Origin of the sequence: Micromonospora sp. NPDC023644 (assembly GCF_040640115.1) — a bacterium.
Lineage (GTDB): Bacteria > Actinomycetota > Actinomycetes > Mycobacteriales > Micromonosporaceae > Micromonospora.
In genome coordinates, this window is the sequence record NZ_JBFABA010000030.1 from 1 (window position 1) to 13,319 (window position 13,319).

The following is a 13,319-nucleotide window of genomic DNA, read 5'->3' on the forward strand; positions in this document are numbered from 1 at the left end:
CTGCGGCCGGGGTCGGCCGGAGCGGGCGGCGCGCGCCGCGGTCGGACGGCCCGGCCGGCGACCGGCGACCTGCGGTTCGGGACCAAGGTCCCACAATCCGGGACGAGCGCCTCTGACCGGTAGCGTGCGGATGGAGCAGGCTGGAGACGGACGAAGGAGGAGTCGATGACCACCAATACTGGTGCCCCCGTCGTGGCGGGTGTGGACGGTTCGGCCGCCGCACTGGACGCGGTCCGGGCGGCGGCGCGGGAGGCGGCCGACCGGCAGCGCCCGCTGCGGGTCGTGCACGCCTTCATCTGGCCCCTGACGCGCGCCCCGCTCGGCGCCGCGGAGGGCGCGCCGGCCGGCGCCGGGCTACGCAACCAGGCCGAGCGGTACGTCGCCGAGGCGATCGCCGAGGCCACCAAGACCGCCCCGGACGTGCCCGTGACCGGCGTGGTGGTCGACGGCGCGGCGACCCCCGTCCTGCTCGAGCAGTCCCGCGACGCCGCCCTGCTGGTGCTGGGCCACCGGGGCCTGGGCGGGTTCGCGGGGCTGCTGCTCGGCTCGGTCACCGTGCAGGTCGCCGCCCACGCGCAGGTCCCCGTCCTCGTGGTGCGCGGCGAGCAGCGCGCCGACGGCCCGGTCGTGGTGGGCGTCGACGGCTCCGAGTGTTCCCTCGAGGCCGTCGCGTTCGCCTACGAGGAGGCGAGCCGCCGGGGCGCCCCGCTGGTCGCGGTGCAGGCCTGGCTCTATCCCACGCCGGTCGGCCCGGGCGACGTCCTGCCCCTGGTCTACGACCTGGACGGCTTCGCCGCGGACGAGGAGCGCGCCCTCGCGGAGTCCCTCACCGGCTTCGCCGAGCGCTACCCCGACGTGCCGGCGCGGCACCGGCTGGTCCGCGGCTCCCCCGGCGGCGTGCTGGTCGAGGAGTCGAAGACGGCTCAGCTGGTGGTCGTGGGGGCGCGCGGCCGGGGCGCGCTGGGCGGGCTGCTGCTCGGTTCGGTCAGCCACGCGGTGCTGCACCACGCGCACTGCCCGCTGGTGATCGTGCGGCACCCGAAGCGGGCCGACGCGTCCTGACCCGGTCACCACACCGCGACGCCGTCGCGTCGGCCGCTCCCCCGGCCGGCGCGGCGGCGTCGGCGCAAATGCGGGCGGGTCGGCGGCGCCGCGTCGACAATGACCTGATCGATCTCTGGGAGGGCTGATGAACCGACCCGTGGTGGTGGGTGTGGACGGATCGCCGGCGAGCCTGCTGGCGGCGGAGCACGCCGCGCGGGCCGCCGTGCTGCGGTCCCGCCCCCTGCACCTGGTGCACGGCTACCTGCATCCGCTCGGTTACGGCGTGCCGCTCAACCCGTACGACGTGGGGTTGCCGGCGCCGACCGAGGAGGCGCAGAAGATGTTGGAACGCACTGCCGCCGACCTCGCCGGACGCTGTCCGGGGCTGACCGTCGAGGTGCGCCAGGTGGCGGGCGGGCCGGGGGCGACGCTGGTCGAGGAGTCCCGGCGGGCCGAGCTGGTGGTGGTCGGCAGCCGGGGGCTGGGCGGCTTCGCCGGGCTGCTGCTCGGCTCGGTCGGCACGCAGGTGGCCGCCCACGCGCACTGCCCGGTGCTGGTGGTGCGCCCCGCCGAGGAGCCCATCCCGGTCGCCGGGCCGGTGCTGGTCGGGGTGGACGGGTCGGAGCCCGCCGAGCTGGCCGTCGGGTACGCGGCCGACGAGGCGGCGCGCCGCGGCGACGGGCTGGTGCTGGTGCACGTCCAGCCGCCGGACGGGGACCGCCCGGCGCCGGACGAGGTGACCCAGTCGCCGGCCGCCGCGCACGCGGGCTCCGCCGAGCTGCTGGCCACCGCCGCGGCGGCCGTCCGCGGCAGCCACCCGGCGCTGGCCGTCGAGGGGCGGCTGCTCCGGGCGCCGAAGGCCGAGCAGGCGCTCGTCGAGGCCAGCGGGGACGCGGCGCTGGTGGTGGTCGGCTCCCGGGGCCGGGGCGGCTTCGCCGGGCTGCTGCTCGGCTCGGTCAGCCAGGCCCTCGTGCAGCACGCGCACTGCCCGGTGCTGGTGGCCCGCCCGTACGGTCACGCCCACTGACGGGCCGCCGACCCGCCGGCCCCGGGCGGGGTCGGCGGGTCGGCGGCCTCAGCGGTCCCGACCGCCGAGGAGCTCGTCGAAGCTCGTGGTGAGGGCGAACGGGTCGGCGGGGCCGGTGGACGGCGGCCGCCGGTGGACCTGCTCGGCCAGCTCGCCGCCGGCGCGGACGATCCGCGCCCGCAGCGCGCCGTCGGCGGCCCCGGCGGACCAGTCCTCACCGGCGGCGAAGACCGCGGTGGGGACCACGACCGACCGCAGGTGGGCGAACATCGGCCGGACGGCGTGCTCCAGCGCCAGCGAGTGCCGGGCCGTTCCGCCGGTGGCGCCGGCCAGCACCGGCCGGTCCGCGAGCGCGCCGGATTCGACCAGGTCGAAGAACGACTTGAACAGCCCGCTGTACGAGGCGTGGAAGATCGGCGTGACGGCGATCAGCCCGTCCGCGCCGGTGACCGTGTCGAGCACCTCCCGCAGCGCGGGCGACGGGAAGCCGGTCAGCAGGTGGTTGACGATGTCGTGGGCGTGCTCGCGCAGCTCGACGGGGCGCACGTCGACGTCGTCGCCGCGCCGGGCCAGCTCGTCGCGGGTGGCCGCGGCGAGCTGGTCGGCGAGCAGCCGGGTCGACGAGGGCTGCCCCAGCCCGGCCGAGACCACGGCGAGGGTGCGGCGGGTCATCGGCCCGCCTCCGCCCCGGCACGGTCCGCGGCGTCCCGGGCGGCGTCCCGCAGCGACGCGTGGGTGGGCGCGGCGGGCACGTGCGCCGGGCGCAGCGACTCGAACTCCTTGCGCAGCACCGGGACGACCTCCTCGCCGAGCAGGTCGAGCTGCTCCAGCACCGTCTTGAGCGGCAGGCCGGCGTGGTCCATGAGGAACAGCTGGCGCTGGTAGTCGCCGACGTAGTCGCGGAAGCCCAGCGTGCGGTCGATGACCTGCTGCGGGCTGCCCACGGTCAGCGGGGTCTGGGCGGTGAACTCCTCCAGCGACGGGCCGTGCCCGTAGACCGGCGCGTTGTCGAAGTACGGCCGGAACTCCCGCACCGCGTCCTGCGAGTTGCGCCGCATGAACACCTGCCCGCCCAGCCCCACGATGGCCTGGTCGGCGGAGCCGTGGCCGTAGTGCGCGTACCGCTGCCGGTAGAGCCCGACCATCCGCTGGGTGTGCTCCTTGGGCCAGAAGATGTGGTTGGCGAAGAAGCCGTCACCGTAGTAGGCGGCCTGCTCGGCGATCTCGGGGCTGCGGATCGAGCCGTGCCAGACGAACGGCGGCACGCCGTCGAGCGGACGCGGCGTCGACGTGAACGACTGCAACGGGGTGCGGAAGCGGCCCTTCCAGTCGACCACGTCCTCGCGCCAGAGCCGGTGCAGCAGGTCGTAGTTCTCGATGGCGAGGGGAATGCCGTTGCGGATGTCCTGGCCGAACCACGGGTAGACCGGCCCGGTGTTGCCGCGCCCCATCATCAGGTCCACCCGGCCGTCGGCGAGGTGCTGAAGCATCGCGTAGTCCTCGGCGATCTTCACCGGGTCGTTGGTGGTGATCAGCGTGGTGGAGGTGGAAAGCAGCAGGCGCTCGGTGCGGGCCGCGATGAAGCCGAGCATGGTGGTCGGCGACGACGGCACGAACGGCGGGTTGTGGTGTTCGCCGGTGGCGAAGACGTCCAGGCCGACCTCCTCGGCCTTGAGCGCGATGGCGACCATCGCCTTGATCCGCTCATGCTCGGTCGGCTCGCGACCGGTGGTCGGGTCGACCGTGACGTCGCCGACGGTGAAGACTCCGAACTGCATGACCAGCTCCTCGCGTTGTCCCGGCCGGGGCCGCTGCGGCTCCCGGACGCACGGCACAACACTATTTGACGAGTCAACTATTCCGCGGCGGGCGGCGGCGCCGGTGGCCGCCGTCACGCCGTCCGCGCCGACCGGCCGGACCGCCGCGCGGGGCCGCGCGCCGGGCCAGACCGCAGGTCAGCGGCTGCGCGGCACGTGCCGGCGGTAGGCGCTCACGGTCGGGTCGCCGGCGATCCAGAACCGCCACGGCACGTCGTGCGCCCCGGTCACGCCCACCCGCGGCCCGGCGGCGACCGCGTCGGCGGGCACCGGGGCGTCGGCCGGGCGCAGGCGGACGGGGCCGTCGCCGAGCAGCCAGGAGCCGTAGGCGCTCCGGTCGATGCCCAGCGCCGCGCAGAGCCGGGCGGGCCCGCGCGCGAGGTCGACGTCCCGGCGTACGGCGGGGCGCCTGGCCCGGGCCGCCTCGACGCCGTCGACCACCTCGCCGGCGCGCAGCAGCACCGCCGAGGCCTCCCCGTCGGGCCCGGTCACCACGTTCATGCACCAGTGCATGCCGTAGGTGAAGTAGACGTAGGCGTGCCCCGCCGGCCCGAACATGACCGCGTTGCGCGGCGTGCGCCCCCGGTGCGCGTGCGACGCCGGGTCGCCGGCCGTCCCGGCGTACGCCTCGACCTCGGTGATCCGGACGGTGACGCCGCCGGCGGTGAGCCGGCAGCCGAGCAGGCCCCGGGCGGCCGGCACCACCGGGCCGGCGAGCAGGTCGGCCAGCCCCGCGAGGTCGGCGGGGCGGCTGTCGGAGTACGCCACCACGGCACCGACCCTATCCGCCCGGCCGGCCGGCCGCCCGACTCCGGCGGCGCGGGTTATCAACAGTCCGTTGACAACATATTGTTTACGTGATGGGGTGCTGGCATGACCGATTCCTTCACCGCCCCCGACGCCGGCGCGTCCCGGGCGCACCGCACCTACTCGGCGCTGCACCGCATCACCGAGCGGCACGCCGGCACCGAGACGCGGCGGCGCCGGCACACCAACCCCTACGTGCCGGACGCCTACGAGGCGGTCGCGCTGGTCACCGCTCTGGCCGCCGGCGGGGCCGAGGTCGAGCCCGACGAGGAGCCGGTCGACGACGCGGACCTCGTCGCGGCGCTCACCCTCGTCCCGCACCTGCGCGCCGAGATCGACGCGATGGAGGCGGGGCTGCTGACGCTGGCCCGGGGCCGCGGGCTGACCTGGCAGCAGATCGCGTTCGGGCTCGGGCTGGGCAGCGCGCAGGCCGCCAAACAGCGCTTCGAACGGCTCTCCGCCCGCACCGCCGCCACCGACTGACCCCGCTGATGGGCGAGACTGGGCGCGGGATCGGTGTCGAGGAGGACGCGATGACGCGCGAGGAGATGCTGGCGTACTGCCTGGCGAAGCCGGGGGCCCGCCTGGACCAGCCGTGGGAGGGCGACGAGGTGGTCAAGGTCGGCAGCCGGATCTTCGCCTTCCTCGGCTCCGCCGGCGCCGACGACCCGACCGTCGGGGTGAAGTGCGGCCCGAGCCGGGACGTGGCCGACGAGTGGCTGCACCGGCACCCGGGCGACGCGCGGCCGTCGCCGTACATCGGGCGCTCCGGCTGGAACACGCTGCGCCTGGCCGGCGGGATCGACGAGGAGGAGCTGATCGAGGCGGTCGACGCCTCGTACGACGCGGTGGTGGCGAAGCTGCCGAAGCGGGAACGTCCGGCGGGCTGACCCCGCGCGACGCCGGCGGCGTCGCGCGGGGTCGACGGCTCAGCGGGGCACGACCCGCTCGGCGGCCCACTCCCGCCAGCCGGCGAGCTTGTCGGCGGCGGTGGCGAGCTGGTCGGCGACCGGCCCAGGACCGGTCGAGCCGGGCGTGATCCGGGCGGCGAGCGCCGAGCGGACCGAGAGCACGTCGCGCACCGACGGGTCGAGGTGCTCGCTCACGGCTGCCAGGTCGGCGTCGGAGACCTCGTCCAGCGCGCAGTCGCGGGCCACGCAGAGCGCCACCAACCGGCCGGTGATCTCGTGCGCGTCGCGGAACGGCACGTTCCGGCGGACCAGCCAGTCGGCGACCTCGGTGGCGAGGGAGAAGCCGACCGGCGCGGCGGCGACGAGGCGGTCGGCGCGCACGGTCATCGTGGAGATCATCCCGGCGAGCGCCGGCAGCAGCAGCTCCAGGGTGTCGACCGCGTCGAAGGCCGGCTCCTTGTCCTCCTGCATGTCCCGGTCGTAGGTCATCGGCAGGCCCTTGAGCATGGTGAGCACGCTCATCAGGCCGCCGACGAGCCGGCCGGACTTGCCCCGGGCCAGCTCGGCGATGTCCGCGTTCTTCTTCTGCGGCATGATCGACGAACCGGTGGCGAACGCGTCGTCCAGCTCCACCCAGCCGAACTCCTGCGAGGTCCAGAGCACCACCTCCTCGCCGAGGCGGGACAGGTGCACCCCGATCATCGCGGTGACGAAGAGGAACTCGGCGACGAAGTCCCGGTCGGCGACGGCGTCCATCGAGTTGGCGAAGGACGTGCGGAAGCCCAGCTCCTTGGAGACGGCCACCGGGTCCAGCGGCAGGCCGGAGCCGGCGAGCGCGCCCGCGCCGAGCGGGCTGACCGCTGTGCGGTGGTCCCAGTCGCTGAGCCGCTCCAAGTCGCGCAGCAGCGGCTGCACGTGGGCCAGCAGCCAGTGCCCGAAGGTGACCGGCTGGGCGTGCTGAAGGTGCGTCATGCCGGGCGCGGCGGTCTCCACGTGCCGTTCGGCCTGCTCGACCAGGGCCTCGGCCAGCTCGACCAGCCGGCCGGCCACGCCCCGGGCGTGGTCGCGCAGGTAGAGCCGCAGGTCGGTGGCGACCTGGTCGTTGCGGGACCGGCCGGCGCGCAGCTTGCCGCCGAGGCTGCCGAGCCGCTCCAGCAGGCCGCGCTCCAGGGCGGTGTGCACGTCCTCGTCGTCGATCGTCGGGCGGAACTGCCCGGAGGCGCAGGCGGCCTCCAGGTCGTCCAGCGCGGCGAGGATCCGGCCCAGTTCCTCCGGGTCGAGCAGGCCGGCCCCGGCGAGCACCCGGGCGTGCGCCCGGGACGCCGCGATGTCGTACGGGGCCAGCCGCCAGTCGAACTGCACGCTCACCGACAGGCGGGCCAGGGCCTCGGCGGGACCGCCGGCGAACCGGCCGCCCCAGAGGCTGGTGCGGTTGGTGGCGGCGCTGTTCTCGGTCAGGCTCTTGTCGTCCACGCCGCCCATTGTGGTGCCCATGCTCAGCAGCCGCCCAGCCGGGCGTCCCGCGCGGCGGCCATCTTGCTGGGCAGGCCCCAGAGCTGCACGAAGCCCTTCGCGAGGGACTGGTCGAAGGTGTCCCCGGTGTCGTAGGTGGCCATGCCGAAGTCGTAGAGGCTGGCCTCGGAGCGGCGCCCGGTGACGGTGGCCCGGCCGCCGTGCAGGGTCAGCCGCACCTCGCCGGTGACGTGCCGCTGCGCGTCGTCGATGAACGCGTCGAGCGAGGACTTCAGCGGGGAGAACCACAGGCCGTCGTAGACCAGCTCGCCCCAGCGCTGGTCGACGCCGCGCTTGAACCGGGCCAGGTCCCGCTCCACGGTCACCGCCTCCAGCTCCTGGTGGGCGGTGATCAGCGCGATCGCGCCGGGCGCCTCGTACACCTCGCGGCTCTTGATGCCCACGAGGCGGTCCTCGACCATGTCGAGCCGGCCCACGCCCTGGGCGCCCGCGCGCCGGTTGAGCTCCAGGATCGCCTGGTACGGAGTGACGGTCTCCCCGTCGATCGCCACCGGCACACCGGCGTCGAAGGTGATCACGACCTCGTCGGGGTCGCGTTCCTGCGTCGGGTCGGAGGTGTACGAGTACAGGTCCTCGACGGGGCCGTTCCAGATGTCCTCCAGGAAGCCCGTCTCGACGGCCCGGCCCCACAGGTTCTGGTCGATGGAGTACGGCGACTTCGCCGACACGTCGATCGGCAGCCCCTTCTCCTCGGCGAAGGCGATGGCCTTGTCCCGGGTCCAGGCGTAGTCCCGGGCCGGCGCGACGATCTTCAGGTCGGGCGCGAGCGCGCCGAGGCCGACCTCGAAGCGGACCTGGTCGTTGCCCTTGCCGGTGCAGCCGTGCGACACGATGGTGCCGCCGTGCTTGCGGGCCGCGGCCACCAGGTGCTTGACGATCAGCGGCCGGGACAGCGCGGAGACCAGCGGGTAGCGGTCCATGTAGAGCGCGTTCGCGCGGATGGCCGGCAGGCAGTACCCAGCGGCGAACTCGTCGCGCGCGTCGACCACCTCCGACTCCACCGCGCCGCAGTCCAGGGCGCGCTGCCGGATGGCGTCGAGGTCCTCGCCGCCCTGCCCGACGTCGACGGCCACCGCGATCACCTCGGCGCCGGTCCGGTCGGCCAGGTACGGGATGGCGACGGAGGTGTCGAGCCCTCCGGAGTAGGCAAGTACGACCCGCTCGGTCACGGTGTGGTGCTCCCTTCGATGTTCTCTTCGCGGCGGGCCCAGCCGGCGAGCTTGTCGCCGAGCGCGGCCCCGCCGACGGCCTCGCGGGCCACGACGAGGATGGTGTCGTCGCCGGCGATGGTGCCGACGACCTCGGGCAGGCCCGCTCGGTCCAACGCGCTGGCCAGGTAGTGGGCTGCGCCCGGCGGGGTGCGCAGTACGGCGATGTTGCCGCTCGCGTCGACCCCGTTGAGCAGTTCGCGCAGCAGCCGGACCAGCCGGGCCGGGGCCGCCTCGGCGTCGCGCAGCGGCCGGTGGCCGTCCTCGGGGATCAGGTAGACGGCCCGCCCGTCGCCGCCGCGCGCGGTCACCGCGCCCAGTTCCTTGAGGTCCCGGGAGAGGGTGGCCTGGGTGACCTGGATGCCGTCGCCGGAGAGCAGGTCGGCCAGCTCGGTCTGCGAGTGGATCGCCTTGTCGCGGATCAGCTCGACGATGCGGGCGTGCCGGGCGGCGCGGTTCAGCGGGGCGGTCATGGTGTCTCCCTGGTCGCGGTGGCGCCCGGCGCCGCCGCGTCCGGGGCGGCGGGCGCGGCCCCGAGGAGGAACGTCAGCAGCGCCTTCTGGGCGTGCAGCCGATTCTCCGCCTGGTCGAACACGACGCTCTGCGGGCCGTCGAGCACCTCGTCGGTGATCTCCTCGCCCCGGTGCGCGGGCAGGCAGTGCAGCACGACGGCGCCGGGCGCGGCGTGCCCGAGCAGCGCGGCGTTGACCTGGTACGGCAGGAACGGGGTGATCCGGTCCAGCCCGTCGTCCTCCTGGCCCATCGAGGTCCAGGTGTCCGTGGCGACCACGTCGGCCCCGGCCACCGCCGCGACCGGATCGGTCAGCGCCTGCACCGAACCCCCGGTGCCGGCGGCGATCTTCGCGGCCCGGGCGACCACCTCGGGGTCGGGGCCGAAGCCGGCCGGCCCGGCGACCCGGACGTGCATGCCGGCGCTCGCCCCGGCGAGCAGGTACGAGTGGGCCAGGTTGTTCGCGGCGTCGCCGACGTAGGCCAGCGTCCGCCCGGCGGTGCCCCCGCAGTGCTCGCGGACCGTGAGCAGGTCGGCCAGGAGCTGGCAGGGGTGGAAGCCGTCGGTGAGCGCGTTGACCACCGGCACGGAGGCGCCGTCGGCGACCTCGGCGATCCGGTCGTCGCCGTGGGTGCGCAGCACGATCGCCGCGACGTAGCGGGAGAGCACCCGGCCGGCGTCGGCGAGGGTCTCGCCCCGCCCGAAGTGGGTGACCTGGGTGTCCACCACGAGGGGGTGCCCACCCAGCTCGGCGATGCCGACGTCGAACGAGAACCGGGTACGCAGGCTCTGCTTGTCGAACAGCACCGCCACCGACCGGGGCCCGGCCAACGGCCGGTGGCCGAACCGGTCGGCCTTCATCCGCGCCGCGAGGTCGAGCACGGCCGACTGCTCGGCGGGGGTCAGGTCGTCGTCCCGCAGGAAGTGCCGGATCACGCGCCCGCCTCCGTCGCGCTCGGCATCGCCACCGTGGGCGTGGGCGCGGTGGACGGCGTGGGCACGGTGGACGGCGTCGAGATCTTGGTAGGTTCCGGCCCCTCCAGGGGCCGTTTCCCACCAAGATCCGGCGCTGAGCCGGAGCCGGGGGCGCGGGTGGCGGCGGCCGGGGACGTGCCGGCAGCAGTCGGAGCGGAGCCGGCGGCGGCCGGGGACGCCGCGTCGAGGGCGGCCGAAAGGGCGGCCAGGAAGTCGTCGACCTGGGCGGCGGTGAGGATCAGCGGCGGGGCGAGCCGTACGACGCCGGGCTGCACCGGATTGACCAGGAAACCGGCCTCCCGCAGCGCCTCGGTGAGCACCTTCGCGACCGGCGCGGCGAGCACCACCCCGAGCAGCAGGCCCGCGCCGCGTACGCCGTCGACCAGCGGGTGGCCGAGCGCCTCGATCCCCCGGCGCAGCCGCTCGCCGACCCGCTTGACGTGGTCGAGCAGCCCCTCGCTGGCGATGGTCGACACCACCGCGAGGGCGGCGGCGCAGCTCACCGGGTTGCCGCCGAAGGTGGTGCCGTGCGAACCGGGGGCGAGCAGCTCGGCGGCGCGGCCGAAGGCCAGGCAGGCGCCGATGGGCAGCCCGCCGCCGAGCCCCTTGGCCAGGGTCACCACGTCGGGCTCGACCCCCTCGGCCTGGTGCGCGAACCAGTGCCCGGTGCGGCCGACGCCGGTCTGCACCTCGTCGAGCACCAGCAGCGCGCCGTGCCGGGCGGTGATCCGGCGCGCGGCGGCCAGGTAGCCGGCCGGCGGGACGACCACGCCGTTCTCCCCCTGGACCGGCTCCAGGATCACCATGGCGGTGGCGTCGGTGACCGCCTCCTCCAGGGCCGCCACGTCGCCGTAGTCGACGTGGGTCACCTCGCCGGGCAGCGGGCGGAACGGGTCGGCCTTGGCCGGCTGGCCGGTGAGGGCGAGGGCGCCCATGGTCCGCCCGTGGAAGCCGCCCCGGGTGGCGACCACGTGCGAGCGGCCGGTGAGCCGGGAGAGCTTGAACGCCGCCTCGTTGGCCTCCGCGCCCGAGTTGGCGAAGAAGACGCGCCCGGGCCGGCCGGCCAGGGCCAGCAGCAGCTCGGCGAGGGCCACCGGCGGTTCGGCGACGTAGAGGTTGGAGACGTGCCCGAGGGTGGCGACCTGCTTCGACACGGCGGCCACCACGGCCGGGTGGGCGTGGCCGAGGGCGTTGACCGCGATGCCGCCGACGAGGTCGACGTACTCCCGGCCGGCGTCGTCGACCACGACGGCGCCGGAGCCGGAGACGAGGGCGAGCGGCGGCGTGCCGTAGTTGTCCATCATGGACTGCGCCCAACGCTCGACGAGCGTGCTCATGCCGGAACCGTGCCTTCCTTGTCGGCGACTGCCTGGGTGGCGGGTTCGGTCCTGGCGCCGACGACCATGGTGCCGAACCCTTCGGAGGTGAAGACCTCCAGCAGCGTGGAGTGGGCGACCCGGCCGTCGACGACGTGCGCGGCGGGCACCCCCTGCCGCACCGCCCGCAGGCACGCCTCCATCTTGGGGACCATGCCGCTGGACAGGGACGGCAGCAGCGCCGCCAACTCGTCGACGGTGATCTCGCTGACCAGGCTGTCGGTGTCGGGCCAGTCGGCGTAGAGGCCCGGCACGTCGGTGAGGACGACCAGCTTGCGGGCGTCCAGGGCGACGGCGAGCGCGGCGGCGGCGGTGTCGGCGTTCAGGTTGTGCAGCACCCCGTCGGCGTCGGGCGCCACGGTGGAGATCACCGGGATGCGGCCGGCCGCGATCAGGTCGGTGACCGCCGAGGCGTCGACCGACTCGACGTCGCCGACCTGCCCGACGTCGACCGGTTCCCCGTCCACGTACGCGGGCCGCCGCACGGCGGTGAACAGCCCGGCGTCCTCGCCGGAGAGGCCCACCGCGAACGGGCCGTGGGCGTTGATCAGGCCCACCAGTTCGCGGCCCACCTGGCCGACCAGCACCATCCGGACCACGTCCATCGCCTCGGGGGTGGTGACCCGCAGGCCGCCCCGGAACTCGCTGGCGATGCCCAGCCGGCCGAGCATGGCGGAGATCTGCGGGCCGCCGCCGTGCACCACGACCGGCCGGAGGCCGGCGTAGCGCAGGAAGACCATGTCGGCGGCGAAGGCCCGCTGCAGTTCGGGGTCGACCATGGCGTTGCCGCCGTACTTGACCACGACGGTCGAGCCGGAGAAGCGGGCCAGCCAGGGCAGCGCCTCGATCAGCGTGGCCGCCTTGACCTGGGCGCGGGCGAGATCGGTGGAGAGGCTCATGTCGAGTAGGCCGAGTTCTCGTGCACGTACGCGTGGGACAGGTCGTTGGTCCAGATCGTGGCGGCGGCGGCACCGGCGTGCAGGTCGATCCGGATGGTGACGTCCCGCCCGGTCAGGTCGACCTTCGACCGGTCCTCGGCGGCGGCGCCGGAGCGGCACACCCAGACGCCGTTGACGGCGACGTCGACCCCGTCGGGCTCGAACGCGGCGGCGGTGGTGCCGACGGCGGCGAGGATCCGACCCCAGTTCGGGTCGTTGCCGAACAGCGCGGTCTTGACCAGGTTGTTGCGCGCCACCGACCGCCCCACCTCGACGGCGTCGTCCTCGCTCGCCGCGCCGACCACGTCGATGGCGATCTGCTTGGTGGCGCCCTCGGCGTCGGCGATGAGCTGCTGGGCCAGGTCGTGGGCCGCGGCGGTGACCGCGGCCGTCAGCTCGGCCGGGGTCGGCGCGATGCCGCTCGCGCCGCTGGACAGCAGCAGGACCGTGTCGTTGGTCGACATGCAGCCGTCGGAGTCGATCCGGTCGAAGGTGACCCGGCACGCCTCCCGCAGGGCGGCGTCGAGCTCCTCGGGCCCGGCCACCGCGTCGGTGGTCAGCACGCAGAGCATGGTGGCCATCGCCGGGGCGAGCATGCCGGCGCCCTTGGCCATGCCGCCGACGGTCCAGCCGCTGCCCCGGGCCACCGTGGTCTTGGGGCGGGTGTCCGTGGTCATGATGGCCTCGGCGGCCGCCGGGCCGCCGTCGCGGGACAGCCGGCGAATCGCCGAGCGTACGCCGGGGAGCAGCTTCTGCATCGGCAGCCGCTCGCCGATCAGGCCGGTCGAGCAGACCGCCACGTCGGCGGCGCCCAGCATCAGCCGCGGGCTGGCCGAGGTGATCGCGGCGGCGGTGTGCTCGGCGGTGGCGTGGGTGTCCTGGAAGCCGGCCGGGCCCGTGCAGGCGTTGGCGCCACCGGAGTTGAGCACCACGACGCGGGCGACGCCGCCGCGCACCACCTGCTGGGTCCAGAGCACCGGCGCGGCCTTGACCCGGTTGGCGGTGAACACGCCGGCGACGCCGGCGTCCGGGCCGTCGTTGACGACCAGCGCGACGTCGCTCGCGCCGCTGGCCTTCAACCCGGCGGCCACCCCGGCCGCCCGGAACCCCCGCGGGGTCGTGACACTCACGGTGCTACTCCTTCGTTCGCGACTGCGGGGCTCCGCTGCGCT

Annotated in this window: 14 protein-coding genes; 4 read left to right on the forward strand and 10 right to left on the reverse strand. The window is 75.1% G+C overall.

Going from position 1 to position 13,319, the window contains the following annotated elements; translation table 11 throughout:
* Positions 1-165 precede the first annotated feature (165 nt).
* Positions 166-1,062, forward strand: coding sequence for a universal stress protein (locus AB0G08_RS20235; RefSeq protein WP_358090056.1), 897 nt, complete (start codon positions 166-168; stop codon positions 1,060-1,062).
* Between the two features lie 127 nt (positions 1,063-1,189).
* Positions 1,190-2,071: a universal stress protein gene (locus tag AB0G08_RS20240; RefSeq protein ID WP_358090059.1), complete on the forward strand. Its 882-nt coding sequence runs from the start codon at positions 1,190-1,192 to the stop codon at positions 2,069-2,071.
* Between the two features lie 48 nt (positions 2,072-2,119).
* Here AB0G08_RS20240 and AB0G08_RS20245 read toward each other — a convergent pair whose 3' ends face one another.
* The 3 genes from AB0G08_RS20245 to AB0G08_RS20255 all read right to left on the reverse strand — a co-directional run bounded on the left by AB0G08_RS20245 (position 2,120) and on the right by AB0G08_RS20255 (position 4,659).
* Entirely contained in the window at positions 2,120-2,743 is a 624-nt protein-coding gene (locus AB0G08_RS20245; protein ID WP_358090062.1) for an FMN reductase, read from the reverse strand.
* Positions 2,740-3,849 (reverse strand): LLM class flavin-dependent oxidoreductase, encoded by a 1,110-nt coding sequence (locus tag AB0G08_RS20250; RefSeq protein ID WP_358090065.1) that lies wholly within the window; start codon positions 3,847-3,849, stop codon positions 2,740-2,742. The genes AB0G08_RS20245 and AB0G08_RS20250 overlap by 4 nt, the downstream gene beginning before the upstream one ends.
* A gap of 177 nt (positions 3,850-4,026) precedes the next feature.
* A complete protein-coding gene (locus tag AB0G08_RS20255; protein ID WP_358090068.1) occupies positions 4,027-4,659 on the reverse strand; it encodes a DNA-3-methyladenine glycosylase in 633 nt (210 codons plus the stop codon).
* Between the two features lie 102 nt (positions 4,660-4,761).
* On the opposite strand from AB0G08_RS20255, the gene AB0G08_RS20260 reads away from it, so the two are divergent.
* A complete protein-coding gene (locus tag AB0G08_RS20260; RefSeq protein WP_358090071.1) occupies positions 4,762-5,178 on the forward strand; it encodes a DNA-binding protein in 417 nt (138 codons plus the stop codon).
* A 50-nt stretch (positions 5,179-5,228) separates the two neighbouring features.
* Complete coding sequence (locus AB0G08_RS20265; RefSeq protein WP_357872506.1) at positions 5,229-5,585, forward strand: MmcQ/YjbR family DNA-binding protein; 357 nt, start codon at positions 5,229-5,231, stop codon at positions 5,583-5,585.
* 39 nt (positions 5,586-5,624) lie between these two features.
* Here AB0G08_RS20265 and argH read toward each other — a convergent pair whose 3' ends face one another.
* The 7 genes from argH to argJ are packed head-to-tail and all read right to left on the reverse strand — an operon-like array spanning position 5,625 to position 13,277.
* Positions 5,625-7,088, reverse strand: coding sequence for an argininosuccinate lyase (gene argH / locus AB0G08_RS20270; protein ID WP_358090196.1), 1,464 nt, complete (start codon positions 7,086-7,088; stop codon positions 5,625-5,627).
* Positions 7,089-7,102: 14 nt separating this feature from the next.
* Positions 7,103-8,308, reverse strand: a complete 1,206-nt coding sequence (locus tag AB0G08_RS20275; RefSeq protein ID WP_358090074.1) for an argininosuccinate synthase — start codon at positions 8,306-8,308, stop codon at positions 7,103-7,105.
* Complete coding sequence (locus AB0G08_RS20280) at positions 8,305-8,820, reverse strand: arginine repressor (protein WP_358090077.1); 516 nt, start codon at positions 8,818-8,820, stop codon at positions 8,305-8,307. The genes AB0G08_RS20275 and AB0G08_RS20280 overlap by 4 nt, the downstream gene beginning before the upstream one ends.
* Positions 8,817-9,794 carry an ornithine carbamoyltransferase gene (gene argF / locus AB0G08_RS20285; RefSeq protein ID WP_358090080.1) on the reverse strand — a complete coding sequence of 326 codons (978 nt, stop codon included), beginning with the start codon at positions 9,792-9,794 and terminating at the stop codon, positions 8,817-8,819. The genes AB0G08_RS20280 and argF overlap by 4 nt, the downstream gene beginning before the upstream one ends.
* On the reverse strand, positions 9,791-11,170 hold the full coding sequence (locus AB0G08_RS20290; protein WP_358090083.1) for an acetylornithine transaminase: 1,380 nt from the start codon (positions 11,168-11,170) through the stop codon (positions 9,791-9,793). The genes argF and AB0G08_RS20290 overlap by 4 nt, the downstream gene beginning before the upstream one ends.
* Positions 11,167-12,108, reverse strand: a complete 942-nt coding sequence (argB, locus tag AB0G08_RS20295) for an acetylglutamate kinase (RefSeq protein WP_358090086.1) — start codon at positions 12,106-12,108, stop codon at positions 11,167-11,169. The genes AB0G08_RS20290 and argB overlap by 4 nt, the downstream gene beginning before the upstream one ends.
* Positions 12,105-13,277 carry a bifunctional glutamate N-acetyltransferase/amino-acid acetyltransferase ArgJ gene (gene argJ / locus AB0G08_RS20300; protein WP_358090089.1) on the reverse strand — a complete coding sequence of 391 codons (1,173 nt, stop codon included), beginning with the start codon at positions 13,275-13,277 and terminating at the stop codon, positions 12,105-12,107. Before argJ ends, argB begins: the two co-directional genes overlap by 4 nt.
* Positions 13,278-13,319 lie beyond the last annotated feature (42 nt).

Coding starts and splice junctions, on each gene's coding strand:
- argH (WP_358090196.1), bottom strand. CDS start 7,088: ATGGGCGGCGTGGACGACAAGAGCCTGACCGAGAACAGCGCCGCCACC.
- AB0G08_RS20245 (WP_358090062.1), bottom strand. CDS start 2,743: ATGACCCGCCGCACCCTCGCCGTGGTCTCGGCCGGGCTGGGGCAGCCC.
- argB (WP_358090086.1), bottom strand. CDS start 12,108: ATGAGCCTCTCCACCGATCTCGCCCGCGCCCAGGTCAAGGCGGCCACG.
- AB0G08_RS20235 (WP_358090056.1), top strand. CDS start 166: ATGACCACCAATACTGGTGCCCCCGTCGTGGCGGGTGTGGACGGTTCG.
- AB0G08_RS20240 (WP_358090059.1), top strand. CDS start 1,190: ATGAACCGACCCGTGGTGGTGGGTGTGGACGGATCGCCGGCGAGCCTG.
- AB0G08_RS20280 (WP_358090077.1), bottom strand. CDS start 8,820: ATGACCGCCCCGCTGAACCGCGCCGCCCGGCACGCCCGCATCGTCGAG.
- AB0G08_RS20250 (WP_358090065.1), bottom strand. CDS start 3,849: ATGCAGTTCGGAGTCTTCACCGTCGGCGACGTCACGGTCGACCCGACC.
- AB0G08_RS20260 (WP_358090071.1), top strand. CDS start 4,762: ATGACCGATTCCTTCACCGCCCCCGACGCCGGCGCGTCCCGGGCGCAC.
- AB0G08_RS20290 (WP_358090083.1), bottom strand. CDS start 11,170: ATGAGCACGCTCGTCGAGCGTTGGGCGCAGTCCATGATGGACAACTAC.
- AB0G08_RS20265 (WP_357872506.1), top strand. CDS start 5,229: ATGACGCGCGAGGAGATGCTGGCGTACTGCCTGGCGAAGCCGGGGGCC.